The organism is Paracoccus ravus, assembly GCF_004522175.1.
Classification (GTDB): domain Bacteria; phylum Pseudomonadota; class Alphaproteobacteria; order Rhodobacterales; family Rhodobacteraceae; genus Paracoccus; species Paracoccus ravus.
This window is the reverse complement of sequence record NZ_SDEB01000002.1, coordinates 120,616-142,991: the sequence shown is the minus strand read 5'-3', so window position 1 is coordinate 142,991 and position 22,376 is coordinate 120,616. Positions and strand designations below refer to the sequence as shown.

At 63.8% G+C, this 22,376-nt stretch carries 26 protein-coding genes and 1 pseudogene; 26 read left to right on the top strand and 1 reads right to left on the bottom strand.

Annotation, left to right across the window (positions count from 1 at the left end):
• Positions 1–63 precede the first annotated feature (63 nt).
• From ESZ60_RS02560 to ESZ60_RS02540, 5 genes are all read left to right on the top strand, one after another.
• A complete protein-coding gene (locus tag ESZ60_RS02560; protein WP_134678846.1) occupies positions 64–489 on the top strand; it encodes a hypothetical protein in 426 nt (141 codons plus the stop codon).
• Positions 490–537: 48 nt separating this feature from the next.
• On the top strand, positions 538–1,503 hold the full coding sequence (locus ESZ60_RS02555) for a DUF1775 domain-containing protein (RefSeq protein WP_134678845.1): 966 nt from the start codon (positions 538–540) through the stop codon (positions 1,501–1,503).
• A complete protein-coding gene (locus ESZ60_RS02550) occupies positions 1,490–2,098 on the top strand; it encodes an SCO family protein (protein ID WP_134678844.1) in 609 nt (202 codons plus the stop codon). The genes ESZ60_RS02555 and ESZ60_RS02550 overlap by 14 nt, the downstream gene beginning before the upstream one ends.
• A gap of 93 nt (positions 2,099–2,191) precedes the next feature.
• Positions 2,192–3,481, top strand: coding sequence for a PQQ-dependent sugar dehydrogenase (locus ESZ60_RS02545; protein WP_134678843.1), 1,290 nt, complete (start codon positions 2,192–2,194; stop codon positions 3,479–3,481).
• A gap of 82 nt (positions 3,482–3,563) precedes the next feature.
• Positions 3,564–4,253 carry a DNA alkylation repair protein gene (locus ESZ60_RS02540; RefSeq protein WP_134678842.1) on the top strand — a complete coding sequence of 230 codons (690 nt, stop codon included), beginning with the start codon at positions 3,564–3,566 and terminating at the stop codon, positions 4,251–4,253.
• Here ESZ60_RS02540 and ESZ60_RS02535 read toward each other — a convergent pair.
• On the bottom strand, positions 4,241–4,777 hold the full coding sequence (locus ESZ60_RS02535; RefSeq protein ID WP_134678841.1) for a hypothetical protein: 537 nt from the start codon (positions 4,775–4,777) through the stop codon (positions 4,241–4,243). The genes ESZ60_RS02540 and ESZ60_RS02535 overlap by 13 nt on opposite strands.
• Before the next feature lie 147 nt (positions 4,778–4,924).
• Between ESZ60_RS02535 and moaA the strand changes: the two genes are divergently transcribed.
• The 21 genes and pseudogenes from moaA to nuoK all read left to right on the top strand — a co-directional run bounded on the left by moaA (position 4,925) and on the right by nuoK (position 22,375).
• Positions 4,925–5,932, top strand: coding sequence for a GTP 3',8-cyclase MoaA (gene moaA / locus ESZ60_RS02530; RefSeq protein WP_134678840.1), 1,008 nt, complete (start codon positions 4,925–4,927; stop codon positions 5,930–5,932).
• Positions 5,933–6,065: 133 nt separating this feature from the next.
• Positions 6,066–8,924, top strand: a complete 2,859-nt coding sequence (gene uvrA / locus ESZ60_RS02525; protein ID WP_134678839.1) for an excinuclease ABC subunit UvrA — start codon at positions 6,066–6,068, stop codon at positions 8,922–8,924.
• Positions 8,921–9,295, top strand: a complete 375-nt coding sequence (locus tag ESZ60_RS02520; protein WP_134678838.1) for a DUF4260 domain-containing protein — start codon at positions 8,921–8,923, stop codon at positions 9,293–9,295. Before uvrA ends, ESZ60_RS02520 begins: the two co-directional genes overlap by 4 nt.
• Before the next feature lie 195 nt (positions 9,296–9,490).
• A complete protein-coding gene (locus ESZ60_RS02515) occupies positions 9,491–9,856 on the top strand; it encodes an NADH-quinone oxidoreductase subunit A (protein WP_134678837.1) in 366 nt (121 codons plus the stop codon).
• Positions 9,847–10,380: a NuoB/complex I 20 kDa subunit family protein gene (locus ESZ60_RS02510; protein ID WP_010392952.1), complete on the top strand. Its 534-nt coding sequence runs from the start codon at positions 9,847–9,849 to the stop codon at positions 10,378–10,380. The genes ESZ60_RS02515 and ESZ60_RS02510 overlap by 10 nt, the downstream gene beginning before the upstream one ends.
• Before the next feature lie 3 nt (positions 10,381–10,383).
• The gene (locus tag ESZ60_RS02505) at positions 10,384–10,998 is read left to right on the top strand and encodes an NADH-quinone oxidoreductase subunit C (protein ID WP_134678836.1); all 615 of its coding nucleotides are present in this window, start codon (positions 10,384–10,386) and stop codon (positions 10,996–10,998) included.
• 49 nt (positions 10,999–11,047) lie between these two features.
• Positions 11,048–12,286 carry an NADH-quinone oxidoreductase subunit D gene (locus ESZ60_RS02500; RefSeq protein WP_134678835.1) on the top strand — a complete coding sequence of 413 codons (1,239 nt, stop codon included), beginning with the start codon at positions 11,048–11,050 and terminating at the stop codon, positions 12,284–12,286.
• Positions 12,286–12,978: pseudogene (nuoE, locus tag ESZ60_RS02495) on the top strand (NADH-quinone oxidoreductase subunit NuoE); the annotation flags it as partial. The gene ESZ60_RS02500 and the pseudogene nuoE, both read left to right, overlap by 1 nt.
• A gap of 84 nt (positions 12,979–13,062) precedes the next feature.
• The gene (locus ESZ60_RS02490; protein ID WP_134679006.1) at positions 13,063–13,725 is read left to right on the top strand and encodes a hypothetical protein; all 663 of its coding nucleotides are present in this window, start codon (positions 13,063–13,065) and stop codon (positions 13,723–13,725) included.
• Complete coding sequence (locus tag ESZ60_RS02485; protein WP_209021225.1) at positions 13,725–13,991, top strand: DUF5337 domain-containing protein; 267 nt, start codon at positions 13,725–13,727, stop codon at positions 13,989–13,991. Before ESZ60_RS02490 ends, ESZ60_RS02485 begins: the two co-directional genes overlap by 1 nt.
• Before the next feature lie 7 nt (positions 13,992–13,998).
• On the top strand, positions 13,999–15,294 hold the full coding sequence (gene nuoF / locus ESZ60_RS02480) for an NADH-quinone oxidoreductase subunit NuoF (RefSeq protein WP_134678833.1): 1,296 nt from the start codon (positions 13,999–14,001) through the stop codon (positions 15,292–15,294).
• Positions 15,295–15,462: 168 nt separating this feature from the next.
• Positions 15,463–15,867, top strand: coding sequence for a DUF5333 domain-containing protein (locus ESZ60_RS02475; protein WP_134678832.1), 405 nt, complete (start codon positions 15,463–15,465; stop codon positions 15,865–15,867).
• An 8-nt stretch (positions 15,868–15,875) separates the two neighbouring features.
• Positions 15,876–16,316 carry a hypothetical protein gene (locus tag ESZ60_RS02470; protein ID WP_134678831.1) on the top strand — a complete coding sequence of 147 codons (441 nt, stop codon included), beginning with the start codon at positions 15,876–15,878 and terminating at the stop codon, positions 16,314–16,316.
• A gap of 139 nt (positions 16,317–16,455) precedes the next feature.
• On the top strand, positions 16,456–18,477 hold the full coding sequence (gene nuoG, locus ESZ60_RS02465; RefSeq protein ID WP_134678830.1) for an NADH-quinone oxidoreductase subunit NuoG: 2,022 nt from the start codon (positions 16,456–16,458) through the stop codon (positions 18,475–18,477).
• 6 nt (positions 18,478–18,483) lie between these two features.
• A complete protein-coding gene (locus tag ESZ60_RS02460) occupies positions 18,484–19,242 on the top strand; it encodes a hypothetical protein (protein ID WP_134678829.1) in 759 nt (252 codons plus the stop codon).
• 18 nt (positions 19,243–19,260) lie between these two features.
• A complete protein-coding gene (gene nuoH, locus ESZ60_RS02455) occupies positions 19,261–20,298 on the top strand; it encodes an NADH-quinone oxidoreductase subunit NuoH (protein WP_134678828.1) in 1,038 nt (345 codons plus the stop codon).
• A 4-nt stretch (positions 20,299–20,302) separates the two neighbouring features.
• A complete protein-coding gene (locus ESZ60_RS02450) occupies positions 20,303–20,485 on the top strand; it encodes a hypothetical protein (protein WP_134678827.1) in 183 nt (60 codons plus the stop codon).
• Positions 20,485–20,976 carry an NADH-quinone oxidoreductase subunit NuoI gene (nuoI, locus tag ESZ60_RS02445; protein WP_134678826.1) on the top strand — a complete coding sequence of 164 codons (492 nt, stop codon included), beginning with the start codon at positions 20,485–20,487 and terminating at the stop codon, positions 20,974–20,976. The genes ESZ60_RS02450 and nuoI overlap by 1 nt, the downstream gene beginning before the upstream one ends.
• Positions 20,973–21,377 (top strand): carboxymuconolactone decarboxylase family protein, encoded by a 405-nt coding sequence (locus ESZ60_RS02440; protein WP_134678825.1) that lies wholly within the window; start codon positions 20,973–20,975, stop codon positions 21,375–21,377. The genes nuoI and ESZ60_RS02440 overlap by 4 nt, the downstream gene beginning before the upstream one ends.
• Complete coding sequence (locus ESZ60_RS02435; protein WP_134678824.1) at positions 21,374–21,976, top strand: NADH-quinone oxidoreductase subunit J; 603 nt, start codon at positions 21,374–21,376, stop codon at positions 21,974–21,976. Before ESZ60_RS02440 ends, ESZ60_RS02435 begins: the two co-directional genes overlap by 4 nt.
• Before the next feature lie 93 nt (positions 21,977–22,069).
• On the top strand, positions 22,070–22,375 hold the full coding sequence (nuoK, locus tag ESZ60_RS02430; protein ID WP_134678823.1) for an NADH-quinone oxidoreductase subunit NuoK: 306 nt from the start codon (positions 22,070–22,072) through the stop codon (positions 22,373–22,375).
• Position 22,376 lies beyond the last annotated feature (1 nt).

Sequence of the window (22,376 nt, the reverse complement as noted above, 5' to 3'; positions counted from 1 at the left end):
TTTCGAACTTTTCATACATGGGATAATCTGGCAGCACTCCGGCTGATTTCGGGGATGAGGTGCATGACAGCGCGGATTGGACAGAAGGGGCGCGGAACCCCCCGGTGGCGCAGCGCCACACGGGCGATCGCCGCCCTGGTGCTGCTGCCCTTTCTCGCCCTGTCGCTGATCCATGCCGGGACCATGCCGGCCAGCGATGCGACAGGCCGGATCACGCTTGTCCTGTGCGGCAGCGACGGTCCCGTCGAGATGGTCGTTGCCCCCGATGGCACGGTCACGCCTGCGTCAGAGCAATCCCGCCCGGCCTCGGAACCGCCCGAATGCATCTGGTCGCTCCATACCCAGCCGGCCTTGTCCGACGCTAGCGATCCTGCCCCGGATCACCATCCGGTGGCGCAGCGCATCGCGCCCTTGCTCCGCAAGGCGCTGGTCCCGGCGCCCGGCTCGATCCCTGTCCCCGAGGCCCGCGCGCCCCCGCTCCTGTCGTGAAGCCATCACAGGCCCGATAGGGGCAGACTTCTTCGAACGGGAAATATCATGAAAAACCATATCATTGCCGCAACCTTGAGCGCTGCGACCCTGCTGTCTGTCGGCCCGGCGCGGGCGCATGCCACGCTTGAGACCGCCGAAGCCGCGGTCGGGTCGAGCTACCGCGCCGTCATCCGCATCGGGCATGGCTGCGACGGCAAGCCGACCAAGACGCTGCGTGTGCAACTGCCCGAGGGGTTCTACAGCGCCAAGCCCATGCCCAAGCCCGGCTGGACCATCAAGACCGTCACGGGGAACTATGCGCGTCCCTTTGACGATCACGGGCGGCAGGTCCGCCAGGGCGTGCGCGAGATCATCTGGTCGGGCGGCGACTTGCCCGATGATTTCTATGATGAGTTCGTCTTCCGTGGCACGGTCGGCCCGGATCTCGTGCCGGGCAGCACGATCTATTTCCCGACCATTCAGGAATGCGGCATGGCGAAAGCGGCATGGATCGACGTGACCGGCGCGGCGGAAGCTGACAATCCTGCCCCTGCGCTGAGGTTGACCGAGGCCAAGGCACCGGCCCATGCGCATGGCCATCACGACAGCGCATCGCATCCCGCCGCCGAGACGCGGGTGGGCGAAATCGTCGTCTCTGATGCCTATAGCCGAGCGACTCCGCCCGGCGCGCCGGTCGGCGGAGCCTATCTGACGCTGACCAATGCCGGCGCGGATCCGGATCGGCTGATCGGGGCCAGCACGCCCTTGGCCGGGCGCGTCGAGATCCACGAGATGGCGATGGAGGGCGAGGTCATGCGGATGCGCAAGCTCGATGACGGGCTCGTCTTGCCGGCCGGAGAAAGCGTGGCGTTGCAACCCGGCGGATTCCATCTGATGCTGTTCGACCTCAAGGAACCGCTTGTCGAGGGTGCGACGCTGGAGATGGAGCTTGAATTCGAACATGCGGGCATCGCGCAGATCAGCCTGACCGTGGGTCCGATGAATGCGGGAGGCGGGCATGGCGGCCACTGATTCCCTGCGCCGGATCCGGCTGCTACTCTGGACGCTGGTCGCGATCGCGGCTCTGGCGGGCGCGTGGTTCTGGCTGATCTCGCCCCGGCTCGATCAACTCGCGCAATCCGGGACCGACCATCTGGGCCGAGGGGCCTATAATCTGCAGACGACCGAAGGTTCTCCCTTCACGCAGGATAGTCTGAAAGGGCAGCCCTCGGCCGTCTTCTTCGGCTTCACGCATTGCCCCGATGTCTGCCCCACCACCCTGGGCGAGGTCGCGGGCTGGCAGGATCGGCTCAAGCAACAGGGCAAGGAATTGCGGGTCTTTTTCGTGACGGTCGATCCCGAGCGCGACACGCTGGACAAGCTGCGCGATTATGTGTCCTGGGCACCGGGCGTCACCGGCGTCACCGGTCCGCCGGAAGAGATCGCGAAAGCCGTCAAGGCGTTCCGGGTCTATGCCCGCAAGGTGCCGAATGATGACGGCTATACGATGGATCATTCCGCGATGACGCTGCTTTTCGACGAAGACGGGCAGTATTCCGGCCTGATCGGCTATCAGGAGGACCCCGCGCGCAGCCAGGCCGCGCTCGACAAGCTCATGGGCGGCTGAGGAAATCCCCTGACGGAAATCATGGCTCATGCCCCGCTCTCTTGACGTGGGGCGGGGCATGGCTAGCTTGACCGGGAAAAATGGAGAGCAATCATGGACCTGATCGAAAAGGCAACGACATTCGTGGGGGGCGTCATGGTGGCCCTTCGGCGCAAGAACTCGCCGGCGCAGCAAGCCATCGGCGGCAATCCCGAGATCCCGCAGGCCCGCGAGCAGGGCATCATGACGCTGAAGATGCCGACCGCGCGCGGCTGGCGCGAGGGCGAAAAACCGCAGGCCGCGCCGGGTCTTCGGGTCAATGCCTTTGCGACCGGCTTGCAGCATCCGCGCTGGATCGAGGTGCTGCCGAATGGCGACGTGCTGGTCGCCGAGGCCCTGCAAAGCGAGCGCCCGCCGCGCTCGATGCTGGATCGTGCGATGATCGCGACATTGCGGCGCGCCAAGGCCGTGGGGATCAGCGCGAACCGGGTCAGCCTGTGGCGCGATGCCGATGGCGACGGCGTGGCCGAAATCCGCGAGATCTTTGTCGAGAACCAGAACCAGCCATTTGGCATGGCGCTGGCCGGGGACACCTTCTATCTGGGCAATACCGACGGGGTGCTGGCCTTTGGCTATGATGCGTCCAGCGGCAAGCTGCAGGGCGAGGGCAAGCGGCTGGTCGAGTTCAAGCCCGGCGGCCACTGGACCCGCAGCCTGATCCTCTCGGCGGACAAGAAACGGCTTTATGCCGGCGTCGGCTCGCTCAGCAATATCGGCGACGAGGGCATGGCGGTCGAAGAAGGCCGCGCGGCGATCTGGGAATTGAATCTGGAAACCGGCGCGGCCCGGATCTTTGCCGGCGGGCTGCGCAATCCCGTGGGCCTTGCCTGGGAGCCGGTGACAGGCGCGCTTTGGACAGTGGTCAATGAACGCGACGGGCTGGGCGACGAGACGCCGCCGGATTATCTGACCTCGGTCAAGGATGGCGGGTTCTATGGCTGGCCTTATTGCTATTGGGGCCAGACCGTGGATAACCGCGTTCCTCAGGATAAGGCGCAGGTGTCCCGTGCGGTCCGCCCCGATTATGCGCTGGGCGGCCATACCGCATCGCTCGGCCTGTGTTGGATGCCCGAAGGGACGCTGCCGGGCTTTCCCGACGGCATGGTGATCGGCCAGCACGGCTCTTGGAACCGCGCCACGCTCAGCGGCTACAAGCTGATCTTCGTGCCCTTCAAGGATGGCCAGCCCTCGGGCCCGCCCCGCGACATCCTGACCGGCTTCTTGTCCGAGGACGAATCCTTCTCTTATGGCCGTCCGGTCGGCGTCGCGATCGGGCCGGACGGCAAGTCGCTCTTGATGGCGGATGATGTTGGCGACGTGATCTGGCGCGTCTCGGCGGCGTGATCCGCGCGCCAGCGCGATCAGCATTTGACATTTGCCGGCCCTCGGGGGCATGGGGGCCGGGACAGATGTGAAAGGTACACGCATGGACAGGTTCGCGCAGCTCGAGGAATTGCAGCAACTGGCGGACCCGGCGAAGGCGGCCGAGGCCGCGCGATATCACAAGGCCAGCCGGACATATCTGGGCATACCGGTTCCGGTGATCGACGCCTGCGCCCGCGCGTGGCGCGCCGATCTGGACATTGCCGGACGCGTGGACCTGGCGCGCCGCCTCTGGGACAGCGACATTCACGAGGCGCGGGTGGCGGCGGCCAAGCTGCTCACGCAGGCGCGAATCCGGCCCGATGACGAGGCCTGGTCGCTGATCGCCAGCTGGGTGCCGCAATTTGACGGCTGGGCGATCGCGGATCAGGTGATGAGCGCAGGCGGGCGCCGCCTGTTGGCCGAGCCGCGGCGGCTCGACGAGGTCGAGGAATGGCTGGACCATCCCAGTCACTGGGTACGCCGTGCCGCGCTGATCGGGACCTTGCCCTGGACCCATATCCGCAACCCCAAACCCGAGGACATGGCCCGGCGCGAACGTATCCTGAGCTGGCTGGAACGCCTGACCGAGGATCACGACGGCTCCATTCAACAGGCCATCGGCTGGTGGCTGCGCGAGCTTTCAAAGCATGATCCGCAGCGCGTGCGGGATTGGTTGGCGGCGCATGGAGAGAGGCTGAAGCCATTCGCGCGCCGCGAGGCCGCGCGCCGGTTGCCCGATCAGCCGGAATAGACCTCCAGCGCGGGCAGGTCGGTCAGGCTGACGCCCAGCATCTGCAAGGCGGGAAGCGAGACCTGACTGCCGCCACTGGCCGGTCCTCCCAGCGGGATCAGCCGGACATTCGCGGATTTTCCGTTTGCCGGGTTCACGATCCGGCCCTGACTTTCGGCCCCGACAAGCGGGGTCTTGATCCAGAAACCCGGCTGCGAGGGATCGCCCAGCGAGGCGATGGTTGTCCCGAGTTTCTGCCCTCCGGCCGAGGGGGCTGCGGCTTGCGCCTTTTGGCCGGCCGTCGTTGTGTCGAGTTCCTCCGCCGACTGCCCCGCCGCGACCCCGATGGTCGAGGCCGAGACGGTCCGGCCCGCGCTGCGTGGGGCGGTCGCACCGGCCATGGCCGCAGGCTCGGTCAGCACGATCGCGTCTGGCGATGTGCTGGCGCTGGAGGACGGGCTGGTCGGGGCGCTGTCCCCCTTGTTGCAGGCGGCAAGGGCCAGAATCGTCAGAAAGCCGCAACAGCGCAGCGTTGGCGTGATCATCGTTCCGGCCCTCGCGTTTCATCGGTTCTGGGGAAAGGCTAGCCGCCTGCCAAGGGCCATGTCCACCGCTTGTCGCCATCATGGTTGCGGCATTGTGAACCCATCGGCTGCCTTGTGCCGATGCGCGCGCCATCTTATCTTGGGGAAATGGATGCGCCGGCCCCTCTGATCGACCCTTTCGCGCGACCGATCACCTATCTTCGGGTCTCGGTGACGGATCGCTGCGATTTCCGCTGCACCTATTGCATGGCCGAGCATATGCAGTTCCTGCCGAAAAAGGATCTGCTGACGCTTGAGGAACTGGATCGGCTATGCTCGGTCTTTGTCCGGCTGGGGGTGCGCAAGCTGCGCGTCACCGGCGGCGAGCCACTGGTGCGGCGCAATATCATGGAATTCTTTCGCGCCATGTCGCGTCATCTGGGGCAGGGGCTGGACGAATTGACCCTGACCACCAATGGAAGCCAATTGGCCCGCTTTGCCGGGGAATTGGCCGATTGCGGGGTACGGCGGGTCAATGTCTCGCTCGATACGCTGAAAGATGATCGATTTGCCCGGATCACGCGCTGGGGGCGTCTGGAACAGGTGATGGAAGGCATTGCGGCGGCGACTTCCGCCGGGTTGCGGGTCAAGATCAACACCGTCGCATTGAAGGGTTTCAACGAGGATGAGTTGTTTCCCCTGCTCGACTGGTGCGCAACCGAGGGTCATGATCTGACCTTTATCGAGGTCATGCCGATGGGCGAGATGACCGAAGAGCAACGGCTGGGCCAATATTGGCCGCTTTCCGATCTGAATGCCCGGATCGCCGAGCGCTTTTCGCTGACCCCTCTGGCCGAGCGGACGGGCGGGCCCGCGCGCTATGTCAGGATCAATGAGACCGGACAGAAGGTCGGCTTCATCACCCCGCTCACGCATAATTTCTGCGAAAGCTGTAACCGGGTGCGCCTGACCTGCACCGGAGAGCTGTTCATGTGCCTTGGGCAAGAGGATCGCGCGGATCTGCGCGCGGCCCTTCGCGCCAGCCCGTCCGATGCGGATCTGTCCAATGCCATCCGCGAGGCGATCACCCGCAAACCCAAGGGGCATGATTTCGATTATTCCAGACAGCATGTCTCGGGCCAGGTTTCACGCTACATGAGCCATACCGGCGGCTGAAACCGGCATTTTCCATATCGCGGTGCTGCGATGGGGGCAATGAGCTGGCGAATGTTCGCGTGATGTTCCGTTCCAACTTGCCATTTCGCCCGTGATGCCTATCTCTTGCCCTTGGCGGAATCAGGACGTGACGATGGAACAGAAGTTCATCGAGGTGCGCGGCGCGCGCGAGCACAATCTCAAGAACGTGGATATGGACATTCCGCGCGACAAGCTGGTGGTGATCACCGGGCTGTCGGGTTCGGGCAAATCCAGCCTCGCCTTTGACACGATCTATGCCGAGGGGCAGCGGCGCTATGTCGAAAGCCTGTCGGCCTATGCGCGCCAGTTCCTCGACATGATGGGCAAGCCGGATGTGGACCATATCAGCGGTCTTTCCCCGGCGATTTCCATCGAGCAGAAGACCACCTCGAAGAACCCGCGCTCGACCGTCGGCACGGTGACCGAGATCTACGACTACCTGCGCCTGCTTTTCGCCCGCGCGGGCACGCCCTACAGCCCGGCGACCGGGTTGCCGATCGAGGCGCAGCAGGTGCAGGACATGGTGGACCGGGTGATGGAGATGCCCGAGGGCACGCGCGCCTATCTGCTGGCCCCCATCGTCCGCGACCGCAAGGGCGAGTACAAGAAGGAATTCCTTGAGCTGCGGAAGCAGGGCTTCCAGCGTGTCAAGGTCAATGGCGCGTTCCATGAACTGGACGAACCGCCGGTGCTCGACAAGAAGTTCCGCCACAATATCGACGTGGTCGTCGACCGCATCGTCGTGCGCGAGGGGATGGAGACGCGGCTTGCCGACAGTTTCCGTACCGCGCTGGATCTGGCCGATGGCATCGCTCTGCTCGAGACCGCACCCGCCGAGGGTGAGGCCGAGCGCATCACCTTCTCTGAGAATTTTGCCTGTCCGGTGTCGGGCTTCACCATTCCCGAGATCGAGCCGCGTCTGTTCTCGTTCAACGCGCCTTTCGGGGCCTGTCCGGTCTGCGACGGGCTGGGGATGGAACTGTTCTTCGACGAGCGCCTGATCGTTCCGGATCAGGCTTTGTCGGTTGCGCAAGGGGCACTCGCGCCTTGGGCCAAGTCGAAATCGGCCTATCTGACCCAGACCGTGAACGCGCTGGCCAAGCATTACGGCTTCGACAAGAAGACCCCGTGGAAGGACCTGCCCAAAGAGGTGCAGGACATGTTCCTGAATGGCTCGGGCAAAGAGGAAATCCCCTTCCGCTTCGACGATGCGGGCCGCGTTTACGAGGTCTCGCGCCAGTTCGAGGGGATCATCCCGAACATGGAGCGCCGGTTGCGCGAAAGCGACAGCGCATGGGTGCGCGAGGAATTCGAGAAATACCAGAACAACCGCCCCTGCGGCGCCTGCGCGGGATATCGGCTGAAGCCCGAGGCCTTGGCGGTGAAGATCGCGGGCGCGCATGTCGGCAATGTCACGGAACTGTCGATCCGCGAGGCCCTGGCCTGGATCACCGACGCGCCGAAGCATCTCTCGAAGCAGAAGAACGAGATCGCCCATGCCATCCTCAAGGAGATCCGCGAGCGGCTGGGTTTCCTCGTGAATGTCGGCCTCGATTACCTGACGCTCTCGCGCGCGGCGGGCACGCTTTCGGGCGGCGAAAGCCAGCGAATCCGCCTCGCCAGCCAGATCGGTTCGGGTCTGACCGGCGTGCTTTACGTGCTTGACGAGCCCTCGATCGGTCTGCACCAGCGCGACAATGACCGGCTGCTCGACACGCTGAAGGGGCTGCGCGATCAGGGCAACTCGGTCATCGTCGTCGAGCATGACGAGGATGCGATTCGCCATGCCGATTATGTCTTCGACATGGGGCCGGGTGCGGGGGTGCATGGCGGGCAGGTGGTGTCACGTGGCACGCCGGCCGAGATCGCCTCGGACCCATCCAGCCTGACCGGGCAGTACCTGTCGGGCACGCGCGAGATCCATGTCCCCGACGAGCGCCGCAAGGGCAAGGGCAAGGCGGTCAAGGTGATCGGCGCGACCGGCAACAACCTGAAAAACGTCACCGCCGAATTCCCGCTGGGCAAGTTCGTCTGCGTCACCGGGGTTTCGGGCGGCGGCAAGTCGACCCTGACCATCGAGACCCTGTTCAAGACCGCCTCGCTGCGGCTGAACGGCGCGCGCCAGACACCCGCGCCCTGCGAGACGATCAAGGGGCTCGAACTGCTCGACAAGGTGATCGACATCGACCAGCGCCCGATCGGGCGCACGCCGCGCTCGAACCCAGCGACCTATACCGGGGCTTTCACCCCGATCCGCGACTGGTTCGCGGGCCTGCCCGAGGCCAAGGCGCGGGGCTACAAGCCCGGTCGCTTCAGCTTCAACGTCAAGGGCGGGCGCTGCGAGGCCTGTCAGGGCGACGGCGTCATCAAGATCGAGATGCATTTCCTGCCCGACGTCTATGTCACCTGCGAGACCTGCAAGGGCAAGCGCTACAACCGCGAGACTTTGGAGGTCCAGTTCAAGGGCAAGTCGATCGCCGACGTGCTCGACATGACGGTCGAGGATGCGCAGGAATTCTTTCGCGCCGTGCCCTCGATCCGGGAAAAGATGGACGCGCTGGTCGAGGTTGGCCTTGGCTATATCAAGGTCGGCCAGCAGGCGACGACGCTTTCGGGCGGCGAGGCGCAGCGGGTGAAGCTGTCCAAGGAACTGTCGCGCCGCGCCACCGGCAAGACGCTCTATATCCTCGACGAGCCGACCACTGGCCTGCATTTCGAGGATGTGCGCAAGCTCTTGGAAGTGCTGCACAGCCTTGTCGATCAGGGCAATACGGTTGTGGTGATCGAGCATAACCTAGATGTCATCAAGACCGCCGACTGGATCATCGATATCGGCCCCGAGGGTGGCGATGGCGGTGGCCGCATCGTCGCGACCGGCACGCCCGAAGATGTGGCGCAAATCGCCGAAAGCCATACCGGGCGCTATCTTGGCCCGATGCTGGACGCCGCGCGCAGTCGGGCAGCCGAGTGAGCGCGAAGCTCTGGCAGCAGGTCGAGGGTGCGGGGCTCGCACTCGGTGGTATCATGGTCGCCGGTTTCGCCTCGCCCGGCTGGCCGGGTTGGGCGTGGGTCGCGGCACTTCTGGCGCCCGACCTGTCGATGGCGGGCTACGCGCTTGGCAAGCGGGCTGGGGCCTTCACCTATAACCTCGCGCATCTCTATGCGATGCCGTTCCTGCTGATGATGATGGGCGTGGCCTCGGGGCAGACCGGTCTGATCTCGGCCGGTGGGCTCTGGCTCGCGCATATCGGCGCGGACCGGGCCTTGGGCTTTGGCCTGAAGCTGCCTACGGGCTTTCGCCACACCCATCTGGGTCGCCTCGGCACGTCAAAGACCGAGTGAAATAGTTTGTTTTCGCATGGGCCAAAGCCTGGCATGAAGGCAATCCGGTGGCCTCGCCGCTTCCTTGTGGTTACAATGCCGAACATTGCGGCCCGCACCGTTGACCCTTCCTTTCGGCGGGGCTAAAGGGGCGTCAGCCAAACCCATCGCGGGCCGCCAACCGGGTTCCTGCGAGCGAAAGGGAGCCCAAATCCAGTGGAATACCTGCTGCAAGAATATCTGCCGATCCTGGTTTTTCTGGGAATGGCCTCCGCTCTGGCGATCGTGCTGATTCTGGCCGCCGCCATTGTCGCGATCCGCAATCCCGACCCGGAAAAGGTCAGCGCCTATGAATGCGGCTTCAACGCCTTCGACGACGCGCGGATGAAATTCGACGTCCGCTTCTATCTGGTGTCGATCCTGTTCATCATCTTCGACCTCGAGGTTGCGTTCCTGTTTCCCTGGGCCGTCGCCTTTCAGGGCCTGACCGAAGTTGCCTTCTGGTCGATGATGGTCTTCCTGGGTGTGCTGACGATTGGCTTTGCCTATGAATGGAAGAAAGGGGCGCTGGAATGGGCGTGATGACCGGTGCCAATACGGCCGGCGTGGATCGTGAATTCGCCACCGCCGAACTGAATCGCGAACTGCAGGACAAGGGCTTCCTGCTGACCACGACCGAGGACATCATCAACTGGGCGCGCAACGGCTCGCTGCATTGGATGACCTTTGGTCTGGCCTGCTGCGCGGTCGAGATGATGCAGACCTCGATGCCGCGCTATGACCTCGAACGTTTCGGGACCGCGCCGCGCGCGTCCCCGCGTCAGTCGGACCTGATGATCGTCGCAGGCACGCTGACCAACAAGATGGCCCCGGCTCTGCGCAAGGTCTATGACCAGATGCCCGAGCCGCGCTACGTGATCTCGATGGGCAGCTGCGCCAATGGCGGCGGTTATTACCATTATTCCTATTCCGTGGTGCGTGGCTGCGACCGGATCGTTCCGGTGGACATCTATGTTCCGGGCTGCCCCCCCACCGCCGAGGCCCTGCTTTACGGCATCCTGCAACTTCAGCGCCGCATCCGGCGCACCGGCACTCTGGTGAGGTAAGCCATGTCTGACGAAGCCCTGCTGGAACTGGCCGATCACATTTCGCTGCGCCGTCCGAACGACGTCGTCTCGACCGAATTGGCTTTCGGCGAAATGACCGTCAACGCGACGCTGTCCGGGCTGGTCGGCCTGATCGAGTTCCTGCGCAATGACACGAATTGCCGCTTCTCGACGCTGATCGACATCACGGCGGTGGACAACCCGGCGCGCCCGGCGCGCTTCGATCTGGTCGTGCATCTGCTGTCGATGTATCAGAACCACCGCATCCGCGTGAAGGTTCAGGTGCGCGAGGACGAGATCGTCCCCTCGCTCTCCGGTGTCTTCCCCGGCGCGAACTGGTACGAGCGCGAGGTCTTCGACATGTTCGGGATCCTGTTCTCGGGCCATCCGGACCTGCGCCGGATCATCACCGATTACGGGTTCCGAGGCTATCCGCTTCGCAAGGACTTCCCGACCACTGGTTATGTCGAGGTCCGTTGGAATGACGACGAGAAACGCGTGGTCTATGAGCCCGTGAGCCTCGTTCAGGAATATCGCCAGTTCGACTTCCTGTCCCCGTGGGAGGGCGCGAAATACGTGCTTCCGGGTGACGAGAAGGCGCCCGAGGCGAAGAAGTGACCGCAGCCGCGCAGATCTGCGCGCCACGCATCGCATGTAAGGGATGACCATGGACGGCGACATCCACAAGAACAGCTATGATGACGGCTCTGTCGACGCCCTGACCGGCGAGCAGAGCATCCGCAATTTCAACATCAACTTCGGCCCGCAGCACCCTGCGGCCCACGGCGTGCTGCGCATGGTTCTGGAACTCGACGGCGAGATCGTCGAGCGCGCGGACCCGCATATCGGCCTGCTGCATCGCGGCACCGAGAAGCTAATGGAAAGCCGCACCTACCTGCAGAACCTGCCCTATCTGGACCGCCTCGATTATGTGGCGCCGATGAACCAGGAACATGCATGGTGCTTGGCCATCGAGAAACTGACCGGCACGGTGATTCCGCGCCGCGCCAGCCTCATCCGCGTGCTTTTCTCGGAAATCGGCCGGATCCTGAACCACCTGATGGGCCTGACGACCGGCGCGCTGGACATCGGCGCGCTGACTCCGCCGCTCTGGGGCTTCGAGGCCCGCGAAGAGCTGATGGTGTTCTACGAACGTGCCTGCGGCGCGCGTCTGCACGCGGCCTATTTCCGTCCGGGTGGCGTTCACCAGGACCTGCCGCCGGATCTGCTGGACGATATCGAGGAATGGTGCGAGCGCTTCCCGCGCCTCGTCGATGACCTCGACACGCTGCTGACCGAGAACCGGATCTTCAAGCAGCGTTTGGTCGACATCGGCATCGTGACCGAGGAAGACTGCCTGAACTGGGGCTATACCGGCGTCATGGTGCGCGGCTCGGGCCTCGCATGGGACCTGCGTCGCAGCCAGCCCTACGAGTGCTATGACGAGTTCGAGTTCCAGATCCCGGTCGGCAAGACCGGCGACTGCTATGACCGCTTCCTCTGCCGCATGGCCGAGATGCGCGAATCGACCAAGATCATGAAGCAGGCGATCCAAAAGCTGCGCGCGGAACCCGCGGGCGACGTTCTGGCCCGTGGCAAGCTGACGCCGCCGAAGCGCTCGGACATGAAGCGCGACATGGAAAGCCTGATCCATCACTTCAAGCTCTATACCGAGGGCTTCAAGGTCCCAGCGGGCGAGGTCTATGCCGCCGTCGAGGCGCCCAAGGGCGAATTCGGCGTCTATATGGTCTCGGACGGCACCAACAAGCCCTGGCGCGCCAAGCTGCGGGCTCCGGGCTTTGCCCATCTCCAGTCGATCGACTGGATGTCCAAGGGCCATATGCTGGCAGATGTACCGGCGATCATCGCCACACTTGATATCGTTTTCGGAGAGGTTGACCGCTGATGCTGCGCCGTCTTTCCCCTGTTCAGCCGGACTCGTTCGAGTTCAGCCCCAAGAACCTTGAATGGGCGCAAGCCCAGATGACCAAATATCCGGAAGGTCGCCAGCAATCGGCGATCATTCCGGTCCTGTGGCGTGCGCAGGAACAGGAAGGCTGGCTGTCGCGTCCGGCGATCGAATATTGCGCGACCCTGCTCGGGATGCCCTATATCCGCGCGCTGGAAGTGGCGACCTTCTACTTCATGTTCCAGCTCTACCCGGTCGGCACCGTCGCCCATATCCAGATCTGCGGCACCACGACCTGCATGATCTGCGGCGCGGAAGACCTGATCCGGGTCTGCAAGGAAAAGATCGCACCGGCCCCGCACACGCTGTCGGCAGACGGCCGCTTCAGCTGGGAAGAGGTCGAATGCCTCGGCGCCTGCACCAACGCGCCCATGGCCCAGATCGGCAAGGATTTCTACGAGGACCTTACCGTCGAGAAACTGGCCGCGCTGATCGACAGCTTCGCCGCGGGCGAAGTGCCGGTTCCCGGCCCGCAGAACGGCCGCTTCTCGGCCGAGCCGCTGGGTGGCGCGACCACGCTGACCGCGGAATCGGGCGAGGCGCATAATGGCAGCGTCGCCATCGCGGTCAGCCTCGGCGACACGGTGAAGCGCATCGACGGCACCGAGGTTCCGATCACGACGCCCTGGGCGAAGTGACCGGACAGGCAAAGGATGTTATCTAACGGCTAGCGAACAGGGGCCGCGCCTCGGACAGACAGGAGAACGGCGGTGATGGAACGGACGGTCTGCAACAGGAACTGCTGGATCTCGGGCGCGATCGCGGGGGTCGTGGTCCTGCTGTTCACCGCCGGGATCGGCGATCTGGGGTTTTTCGGGGGTCTGTTCCTTGGTCTGCTGACCTTCTGGTTGTTCGGCGCGATGCTGGTCTGGCTGGTCTGCGCCGGACGCCCCGAGATGTGGCAGGCTGTTTCCGCCCGCGACTGGCGGCGCGAAGCGGCCGAGCATGAGCCCGAGGCGATGCTGGTCTCGGCCGGTCTGGCGGATCCGGTGACCTCGGCAAGCCAAATGCCGATCGTCGCGGGTGCGATGCCCGCGCCGAAGCCCACGCGCGAGCAGGTCCCGGTCATGGCCTATGCCGATCTGGTCGCGGATGAAACCCGCGCCGGGGATGTCGCGGAACCATCGGGCGCGGACGATCTGCGCAGGATCAAGGGCGTGGGGCCAAAGCTCGCCCTTTGGCTGAACGATAACGGCGTGACGCGTTTTGAGCAGATCGCCCGCTGGGACGCGCAAGAGGCTGCCGATTTCGCCGGCAGGCTGGGCCGGATGGGCAGCCGGATCGAGACCGATGACTGGGTCGGACAGGCCCGGCTATTGGCGGCCGGGGGCGACACCGCGCATTCTCGCGCGGTGGAAAGGGGCGAGGCCACTTGATGACCGGCCCGACAAGGGATAGCTCGTCGCGCGCGAAACGACCCGCGACGGTATCGGCTGCGGGCCAGATGCGGCTGGTGGCGGTGGTGATCGCCGTCACGATGCTGGTCTGGCTCGGGCTGCAATGGATGGGGGGCCGGATGGGCTGGCCCGCGAAATACGCCTTTCTCGCCGATCTCGCGGCGATGGGGGCCTTGATCTGGTCGCTTCTGGTGACCTGGCGGATCTGGCGGCGGCGCAATGCGCCCTCGCAGGGACAAGGATGAATTTGGGATGCTGAACGATCAGGACCGGATCTTTACGAACATCTACGGCATGGGCGATCGCAGCCTGGCCGGGGCGCGTAAGCGCGGCCACTGGGACGGCACCGCCGGGATCATCCAGCGCGGCCGCGATTCGATCATCAACGAGATGAAGGCCTCGGGCCTGCGTGGCCGTGGCGGCGCAGGCTTCCCGACCGGCATGAAATGGTCCTTCATGCCGAAGGAATCGGACGGCCGCCCGTCCTACCTGGTCATCAATGCCGATGAATCCGAGCCCGCGACCTGCAAGGACCGCGAGATCATGCGCCACGATCCGCATACGCTGATCGAAGGCGCGCTGATCGCCAGCTTCGCAATGGGCGCGCATGCGGCCTATATCTACATCCGCGGCGAGTTCATCCGCGAGCGCGAGGCGCTGCAGCTGGCCATCGACGAATGCTATGACGCGGGCCTCCTGGGCCGCAACGCCGCCGGTTCGGGCTGGGATTTCGACCTCTACCTGCATCACGGCGCGGGCGCCTATATCTGCGGCGAAGAGACCGCGCTGATCGAATCGCTCGAAGGCAAGAAGGGCATGCCCCGGATGAAGCCGCCGTTCCCGGCGGGCGCGGGCCTTTACGGCTGCCCGACCACGGTGAACAACGTCGAATCGATCGCGGTGGTCCCGACCATCCTGCGTCGCGGCGGCGAATGGTTCGCGGGCTTCGGCCGCCCGAACAATGCAGGCGTCAAGCTGTTCGGCATGACCGGCCACGTCAACACGCCCTGCGTCGTCGAAGAGGCGATGTCGATCCCGATGCGCGAGCTGATCGAGAAACATGGCGGCGGCGTTCGCGGCGGCTGGAAGAACCTCAAGGCCGTGATCCCCGGCGGCGCTTCCTGCCCGGTGCTGACCGCCGAGCAATGCGAAAACGCCATCATGGATTATGACGGCATGCGCGAGCTGCGTTCCAGCTTCGGCACGGCCTGCATGATCGTGATGGATCAGGACACCGACATCATCAAGGCGATCTGGCGTCTGTCCAAGTTCTTCAAGCATGAGAGCTGCGGCCAGTGCACGCCCTGCCGCGAAGGCACCGGCTGGATGATGCGCGTCATGGACCGCCTCGTGCGCGGCGAGGCCGAGGTCGAAGAGATCGACATGCTCTTCGACGTGACCAAGCAGGTCGAGGGCCACACCATCTGCGCGCTCGGCGATGCGGCCGCATGGCCGATCCAGGGCCTGATCCGCAATTTCCGCGAGGAGATCGAGGATCGCATCAAGGCAAAACGCACCGGGCGCATGGGCGCCATGGCCGCGGAGTAAGCGCCAATGGCCTTTTCCCTCAAATTTCCGGCAAGGCGGTCCCCCTCGGGGGACCCCGCGCGTTTGCGCGCCCGGAACGGGGGAATCACGGCCCTCTCGCGCCAAGGTGTGCCGGAAGGCAAGGCCCCCCATGTTATGACGATGCGCCATGACAAGGAGGTATATGCCATGAAACCGATCGCCCTTGCGCTGATTGCGGCCACGCTCCTGGCCGCGGGCCCCGCCGCCGCCCTCGAGCCGCTGGCACAGGAAAAATACATCAATGACCGCCTGATCGCCGCCCGCATCGCGGATCGCATCCGGCGGACCTGCCCGAATATCGACGCCCGCCTGTTCTATGCCTATGGCGAGGCGCGCAAGCTCAAGTCCTATGCCCAGAGCAAGGGCTATTCAGCCAAGCAGATCGAGGCCTTCCTGGATGACAAGTCCCAGAAGAAGCGCATCTATGCCGTGGCCGAGGATTATCTGACCCGCAAGGGCGCAAGGTCCGGCGACGCCGAGAGCTTCTGCCGCTTGGGCCGTGACGAGATCGCGCGCAAGAGCGTGATCGGCAGCCTGTTGGTGGCGAAATGAAGCGCTGGATGAACCGCATCGGGCTGACCTTGATGGCCGCATCCGCCGCCGCGATGATCGCGGCGGATGCTTTTGCGGGCGAGCCGTCGGACCCGTTCGTGGCGACTGCGGAGAAATTCTATCTCGAGTTCGACACGCTCGCGCCGACCGATATCGACTGCGACGCGACCGGGCCGGGCGTTCGCAGCTGGGTCACGCGCAATCTTGCCGGCAAGCCGATCCTGCGCATTACCGGCAATGCAAGCGATGCGCGGATCGACTGCTGGCGTTCGGATGGCAGCCGCTACACCACGGATGCCAATCGCGCGCTTTACTACAATACCGGAGAGGCGATCTACGGCACGGTCAGCTTCAACCGGAACAGCGATGCGATGACCGTGGTCCTGCGTCGCGGCTCTCGCGAGCGAATCCAGAAAGTCCTGCACCGTTCCTTCGTCAGGGTGAAGTGATGAGACGTGGGCAGATGGACAAGACAGCGGAACTGAAAACCGGGCCAGCCTTCGGCCAGCATTTGAATCGTGCGGAAACCGCCGGAGATCGTTCCGGCAAGGCGATGCTTCGCCACCGCGACGGATAAGGAAAGACAAGATGGCGGATCTTCGCAAGCTCAAGATCGACGACAGGATTATCGAGGTCGATCCGAACATGACCTTGATTCAGGCCTGTGAAGTGGCCGGAGTCGAGGTGCCGCGTTTCTGCTATCACGAGCGGCTGTCCATCGCTGGCAACTGCCGCATGTGCCTTGTCGAGGTCGTGGGCGGCCCGCCGAAACCCGCCGCCTCCTGCGCGATGCAGGTCAAGGACCTGCGCCCCGGTCCGGATGGCGCGCCCTCGGAAATCAAGACCAACTCGCCGATGGTCAAGAAGGCACGCGAAGGCGTGATGGAGTTCCTGCTGATCAACCACCCGCTCGACTGCCCGATCTGCGATCAGGGCGGCGAATGCGACCTGCAAGATCAGGCCATGGCCTACGGCGTCGATTTCTCGCGCTACCGCGAGCCGAAGCGCGCCACCGAGGACCTGAATCTCGGCCCGCTGGTCGAGACCCACATGACCCGCTGCATCAGCTGCACCCGCTGCGTGCGCTTCACCACCGAGGTCGCGGGCATCACCCAGATGGGCCAGACCGGCCGTGGCGAAGACGCCGAGATCACCAGCTACCTGAACCAGACGCTGGTCTCGAACATGCAGGGCAACATCATCGACCTGTGCCCGGTCGGTGCGCTCGTGTCCAAGCCCTATGCTTTCACCGCCCGCCCGTGGGAACTGACCAAGACCGAGTCGATCGACGTGATGGACGCGCTTGGCTCGAACATCCGCATCGACACCAAGGGCCGCGAAGTCATGCGCATTCTGCCGCGCAACCATGACGGCGTGAACGAGGAATGGATTTCGGACAAGACGCGCTTCGTCTGGGACGGTCTGCGCCGTCAGCGTCTCGACAAGCCTTATATCCGAGAGAACGGCAAGCTGCGCCCGGCCACTTGGCCCGAGGCTCTGGCCACCGCCGCCCGCGCCATGAAGGGCAAGAAAGTCGCCGGTCTGATCGGCGATCTGGTCCCGGTCGAGGCCGCCTTCAGCCTGAAACAGCTGATCGAAGGTCTGGGTGGCAAGGTTGAGGCCCGTGTCGATGGCGCGCGCCTGCCTGCGGGCAATCGCTCGGCCTATGTCGGCAATGCCGCGATCGAAGATATCGACAGCGCCAAGCGCATCCTGCTGATCGGCACCAACCCGCGCGAAGAAGCGCCGGTGCTGAACTCGCGCCTGCGTCGCGCTTGGGCCAATGGCGCGGATGTCGCGCTGATCGGCGAAGCCGTCGATCTGACCTTCGACTATGCGCATTTGGGCGGCGACCGCGCGGCCTTGGCGGCACTTCTGGACGATCCGAAAGTCTCGGAAGGCACTGAACTGCCGGGCCTGATTATCGTCGGCCAAGGCGCGCTGCGCGAAGCCGACGGCGAGGCCGTCTTGGCCAATGCGATGCGCCTTTGCGAAATCGCGAATTGCAAGCTGCTGGTCCTGCATACCGCAGCCGGTCGCGTTGGCGCGCTGGATGTCGGCGCTGTGACCGAGGGCGGGCTGATCGCTGCCATCGACGGCGCCGAGGTGATCTACAACCTGGGCGCCGACGAGGTCGATATCGATGCCGGTGCCTTCGTGATCTATCAGGGCAGCCATGGCGATCGCGGTGCGCATCGCGCCGACCTGATCCTGCCGGGCGCCTGCTATACCGAGGAAAGCGGGTTGTTCGTGAACACCGAAGGCCGTCCGCAAATCGCCATGCGCGCCAATTTTGCGCCGGGCGAGGGCAAGGAAAACTGGGCGATCCTGCGCGCACTTTCCGCCGAGCTGGGCGCGACCCTGCCTTGGGACAGCCTGGCGGGTCTGCGCCGCAAGCTGATCGAGGCGGTGCCGCATCTGGCCGCGATCGACACCGTGCCGCAGAACGAATGGCAGCCGCTCACCCGGTTCGACATGGGCCGCGCGGAGTTCCGCCTTGCGATCAAGGACTTCTACCTGACCAACCCGATCGCGCGCTCCTCGCCGCTGATGGGTGAGCTTTCGGCAATGGCGGCGGCGCGCAATGCGCCCTCGATGGCAGCGGAGTAAGGACATATGGCGGTTCGCCTCGCAGGAATTTTCGGGATCGGGCTTTTGCTGGCCGGTTGCGGCAATGACAGCGAACGGCCGCCCCAGAAGCCGTCAGAACTGGAAGTGGCCGTTCTGCAAAGCGATGCCGGTGCGCCGGACAAGAAGGTGTTGTCCAAGGGGCGGATCTCGACCAAATCGGGCGAGATCCTGATCCTTGAGCCGGACGGCTCGGTCAGCGAGGTCAACCTCGAGACCGATGCGGGGCAGGAGGCATTCGCGCTGAGCGAGGCCGATATCGCGTTGCTCAACAAGAATCTGGGTCTGGACCTGTCCGGCGTGCCGGATATGGGTCCGGTGCGCTCGCGCGGGATGACCGCGCAGGAAAAGGCCTTGGCCGCTTTCCGGGCCCGCACCAAGCCTTTGCGGCTGAACCTGCCCGCCAGTTTCGAGGCCGAACCCACGGATTTCCAGGGCGCGAGCGTCACGGCATGGCCCAGCAAGCGCAAGTCCGGGGAAAGCCTCGTGGAAGTGACGGCAAATCTGCGCAGTGGGGTGGACGCCGACACGGCGTTCGCCTATGCCACATGCGCGCTGGCCAATTGGGCGGATGCGAAGGGGACCCCCTACGCGCGCCACATCCGGACCCTGCGCGACAAACGCAATGGCAAGATGATCGTCGGCTCGGTTTTTACTCTGTCAGAGAAAAGACCGATGGGGCTGACGGTGATGACAACGAAAGACACCTTGCAGGAATGCAAGTCGCGCGGCATTCCCGCAGCGTGATGAGAGGGACGAAAGATCATGGCTGAGTTTTGGGCCTCATCCACCGGTTTCGCGCTGACCTTGCTGTTGCAGGGTCTGGCCGTCATTGCCTTCGTCATGGGATCGCTGATCTTCATGGTTTACGGCGACCGCAAGATCTGGGCGGCCGTGCAGATGCGGCGCGGCCCGAACGTGGTCGGTCCCTGGGGCCTGCTTCAGACCTTTGCCGACGCCCTGAAATATATCGTCAAGGAAATCGTGATCCCGGCCGGGGCGGACAAGTTCGTCTTCTTCCTGGCCCCGTTCCTGTCGATGATGCTGGCGCTGTTCGCCTTTGTCGTGATTCCCTTCGACGAGGGCTGGGTCATGGCCAACATCAACGTCGGCATCCTGTTCGTCTTCGCGGCCTCCTCGCTTGAGGTTTACGGCTCGATCATGGGCGGCTGGGCCTCGAACTCGAAATATCCCTTCCTCGCCTCGCTGCGTTCGGCGGCTCAGATGATCTCCTATGAAGTCTCGATGGGCCTGATCATCATCGGCATCATCATTTCTTCGGGTTCGATGAATCTGACCGAGATCGTCCATGCGCAAAAGGGTGATTGGGGGCTTCTGAACTGGTACTGGCTGCCGCATCTGCCGATGGTCGTGCTGTTCTTCGTCTCGGCGCTCGCCGAAACGAACCGCCCGCCCTTCGACTTGGCAGAAGCTGAATCGGAGCTGGTCGCGGGCCACATGGTCGAATATTCGTCCACGCCCTACCTGCTGTTCATGGCCGGTGAATATATCGCCATCTACCTGATGTGCGCGCTGCTTTCGCTGCTGTTCTTCGGCGGCTGGCTGTCGCCCGTCCCGTTCATCGCCGATGGCTGGTGGTGGATGGTCATCAAGATGTGGTTCTGGTTCTACATGTTCGCGATGGTCAAGGCGATCGTGCCCCGCTACCGCTACGACCAGTTGATGCGCATTGGCTGGAAAGTGTTCCTGCCGCTGTCGCTGGGCTGGGTGGTGCTGGTCGCGATTCTTGCCCGCTACGAAATCCTGGGCGGCTTCTGGGCCCGCTACGCGATCGGAGGCTGAGAGGATGTATTCCAACAAGCTAGCCGAGGCATTCGCCCAAGCCAGTGAGACCGACAAGATCGAGCTGGCCCATTTCCTCGCCAATAATCTCGACACGGCGGAACAATCGAAGGACGGCGCGCGCGTGCGCGACTATGTCGCCGCCTTCGACCGCTTCGCGGCACCCAGAAAAGGGGAGCAATTCTGATGGCCTTCGATTTCGCGCGGGCGACCAAATATTTCCTCATGTGGGATTTCATCAAGGGTTTCGGCCTTGGGATGCGTTACTTCGTCTCGCCCAAGCCGACGCTGAACTACCCGCATGAAAAGGGCCCGATCTCGCCGCGCTTCCGCGGTGAGCACGCGCTGCGCCGCTATCCGAACGGTGAAGAACGCTGCATCGCCTGCAAGCTTTGCGAAGCGGTCTGCCCGGCTCAGGCCATCACCATCGATGCCGAACCCCGCGAGGACGGCTCGCGCCGCACCACGCGCTACGACATCGACATGACGAAATGCATCTATTGCGGTTTCTGCCAAGAGGCTTGCCCGGTCGATGCCATCGTCGAGGGTCCGAATTTCGAATACGCGACCGAAACCCGCGAAGAGCTTTTCTATGACAAGGAAAAGCTGCTGGCCAATGGCGAGCGCTGGGAATCGGAAATCGCGCGCAACCTGCAACTGGATGCGCCCTACAGATGAGCGACGCGTTCACCAAGCTTTTCGCGCAGATGCTGGCCTCGAGCCAGGAAATGGCCCGTGCGTGGAACCCCGCGCTGGAACATTTCGACATGCGCGCGATGGAAAAGCTGGTGCCCGTCATGCCGGCGGACATGCTTGAGATGTGGTTCGGCAAGACTTTCAACCGCGAGGGGCTGGACGCGAAAACGCGTCTGCTTCTCACCATCGGCGCGATTACCGTTCAGGGCGCGCTGGCCGAGCCGCAATTGCGCATGACGATCCGTCAGGCGCTTGCAGTCGGTGCTACCAAAAACGAGATCGCCGAGACGATCTTTCAGATGAGCATGTTCGGCGGGCTGCCTGCGATGCAGAAGGCGCTCGAGATCGCCCAGAGCGTCTATGCCGAGGAGAACGAGGAATGATGACCTTCGCTTTCTACCTGTTCGCGATCAGTGCCTGCGTCGCAGGCTTCATGGTCGTGATCAGCCGCAACCCGGTGCATTCGGTGCTGTGGCTTATCCTTGCCTTCCTTTCCGCCTCGGGCCTGTTCGTCCTGCAGGGCGCGGAATTCGTCGCCATGCTGCTGATCGTCGTCTATGTCGGCGCGGTGGCGGTGCTGTTCCTTTTCGTCGTGATGATGCTCGACGTCGATTTCGCCGCGCTGAAAGGTGAATTGGCGCGCTATCTGCCGCTGGCGCTGATCATTGGCGTGGTGCTGCTGGCGCAGTTGGGCATCGCTTTCTCGGGCTGGACGCCTGCTGAAGTGGCCGAAAGCCAGCGTGTCGCCCCCATCGTCGAGGGCGTTCAGAACACCCAAGGTCTGGGGATGCTGATCTATGATCGCTACCTGCTGAACTTCCAGATCGCGGGGCTGATCCTGCTGGTCGCGATGATCGGGGCGATCCTGCTGACCATGCGTCACCGCCGCGACATCAAGCGCCAGAACGTGCTGGAACAGATGTGGCGCGATCCGGCCAAGACCATGGAAATGAAAGACGTGAAGCCGGGGCAGGGCCTGTAAGGCCCCCCGCATCCAAGCCAATTGGGACCGCGCCGCGCGGTCCGTCCAGCGAACGGATTTTTCAACGGGTGAAGACCCGGAGGGACCAGGAAGATGATCGGATTGACACATTACCTAGTTGTCGGGGCGATACTTTTCGTCACCGGCATTTTCGGGATCTTCGTGAACCGAAAGAACGTCATCGTCATCCTGATGTCGATCGAACTGATGCTTCTGGCGGTGAACATCAACTTCGTCGCCTTTTCGACCCATCTGGGCGATCTGGTGGGGCAGGTCTTCACTATGTTCATCCTCACCGTCGCTGCCGCCGAGGCCGCCATCGGCCTTGCCATCCTCGTGGTCTTCTTCCGCAACCGCGGCACGATCGCGGTGGAAGACGTCAACGTGATGAAGGGTTAAG

Coding starts and splice junctions, on each gene's coding strand:
- ESZ60_RS02485 (WP_209021225.1), top strand. CDS start 13,725: ATGACCGGCCCGACAAGGGATAGCTCGTCGCGCGCGAAACGACCCGCG.
- ESZ60_RS02505 (WP_134678836.1), top strand. CDS start 10,384: ATGTCTGACGAAGCCCTGCTGGAACTGGCCGATCACATTTCGCTGCGC.
- ESZ60_RS02540 (WP_134678842.1), top strand. CDS start 3,564: ATGGACAGGTTCGCGCAGCTCGAGGAATTGCAGCAACTGGCGGACCCG.
- ESZ60_RS02460 (WP_134678829.1), top strand. CDS start 18,484: ATGGCGGTTCGCCTCGCAGGAATTTTCGGGATCGGGCTTTTGCTGGCC.
- uvrA (WP_134678839.1), top strand. CDS start 6,066: ATGGAACAGAAGTTCATCGAGGTGCGCGGCGCGCGCGAGCACAATCTC.
- ESZ60_RS02500 (WP_134678835.1), top strand. CDS start 11,048: ATGGACGGCGACATCCACAAGAACAGCTATGATGACGGCTCTGTCGAC.
- ESZ60_RS02475 (WP_134678832.1), top strand. CDS start 15,463: ATGAAACCGATCGCCCTTGCGCTGATTGCGGCCACGCTCCTGGCCGCG.
- ESZ60_RS02545 (WP_134678843.1), top strand. CDS start 2,192: ATGGACCTGATCGAAAAGGCAACGACATTCGTGGGGGGCGTCATGGTG.
- ESZ60_RS02435 (WP_134678824.1), top strand. CDS start 21,374: ATGATGACCTTCGCTTTCTACCTGTTCGCGATCAGTGCCTGCGTCGCA.
- nuoG (WP_134678830.1), top strand. CDS start 16,456: ATGGCGGATCTTCGCAAGCTCAAGATCGACGACAGGATTATCGAGGTC.
- ESZ60_RS02470 (WP_134678831.1), top strand. CDS start 15,876: ATGAACCGCATCGGGCTGACCTTGATGGCCGCATCCGCCGCCGCGATG.
- nuoI (WP_134678826.1), top strand. CDS start 20,485: ATGGCCTTCGATTTCGCGCGGGCGACCAAATATTTCCTCATGTGGGAT.
- ESZ60_RS02535 (WP_134678841.1), bottom strand. CDS start 4,777: ATGATCACGCCAACGCTGCGCTGTTGCGGCTTTCTGACGATTCTGGCC.
- ESZ60_RS02440 (WP_134678825.1), top strand. CDS start 20,973: ATGAGCGACGCGTTCACCAAGCTTTTCGCGCAGATGCTGGCCTCGAGC.
- nuoH (WP_134678828.1), top strand. CDS start 19,261: ATGGCTGAGTTTTGGGCCTCATCCACCGGTTTCGCGCTGACCTTGCTG.
- nuoK (WP_134678823.1), top strand. CDS start 22,070: ATGATCGGATTGACACATTACCTAGTTGTCGGGGCGATACTTTTCGTC.
- nuoF (WP_134678833.1), top strand. CDS start 13,999: ATGCTGAACGATCAGGACCGGATCTTTACGAACATCTACGGCATGGGC.
- ESZ60_RS02510 (WP_010392952.1), top strand. CDS start 9,847: ATGGGCGTGATGACCGGTGCCAATACGGCCGGCGTGGATCGTGAATTC.
- ESZ60_RS02550 (WP_134678844.1), top strand. CDS start 1,490: ATGGCGGCCACTGATTCCCTGCGCCGGATCCGGCTGCTACTCTGGACG.
- ESZ60_RS02560 (WP_134678846.1), top strand. CDS start 64: ATGACAGCGCGGATTGGACAGAAGGGGCGCGGAACCCCCCGGTGGCGC.
- moaA (WP_134678840.1), top strand. CDS start 4,925: ATGGATGCGCCGGCCCCTCTGATCGACCCTTTCGCGCGACCGATCACC.
- ESZ60_RS02555 (WP_134678845.1), top strand. CDS start 538: ATGAAAAACCATATCATTGCCGCAACCTTGAGCGCTGCGACCCTGCTG.
- ESZ60_RS02490 (WP_134679006.1), top strand. CDS start 13,063: ATGGAACGGACGGTCTGCAACAGGAACTGCTGGATCTCGGGCGCGATC.
- ESZ60_RS02450 (WP_134678827.1), top strand. CDS start 20,303: ATGTATTCCAACAAGCTAGCCGAGGCATTCGCCCAAGCCAGTGAGACC.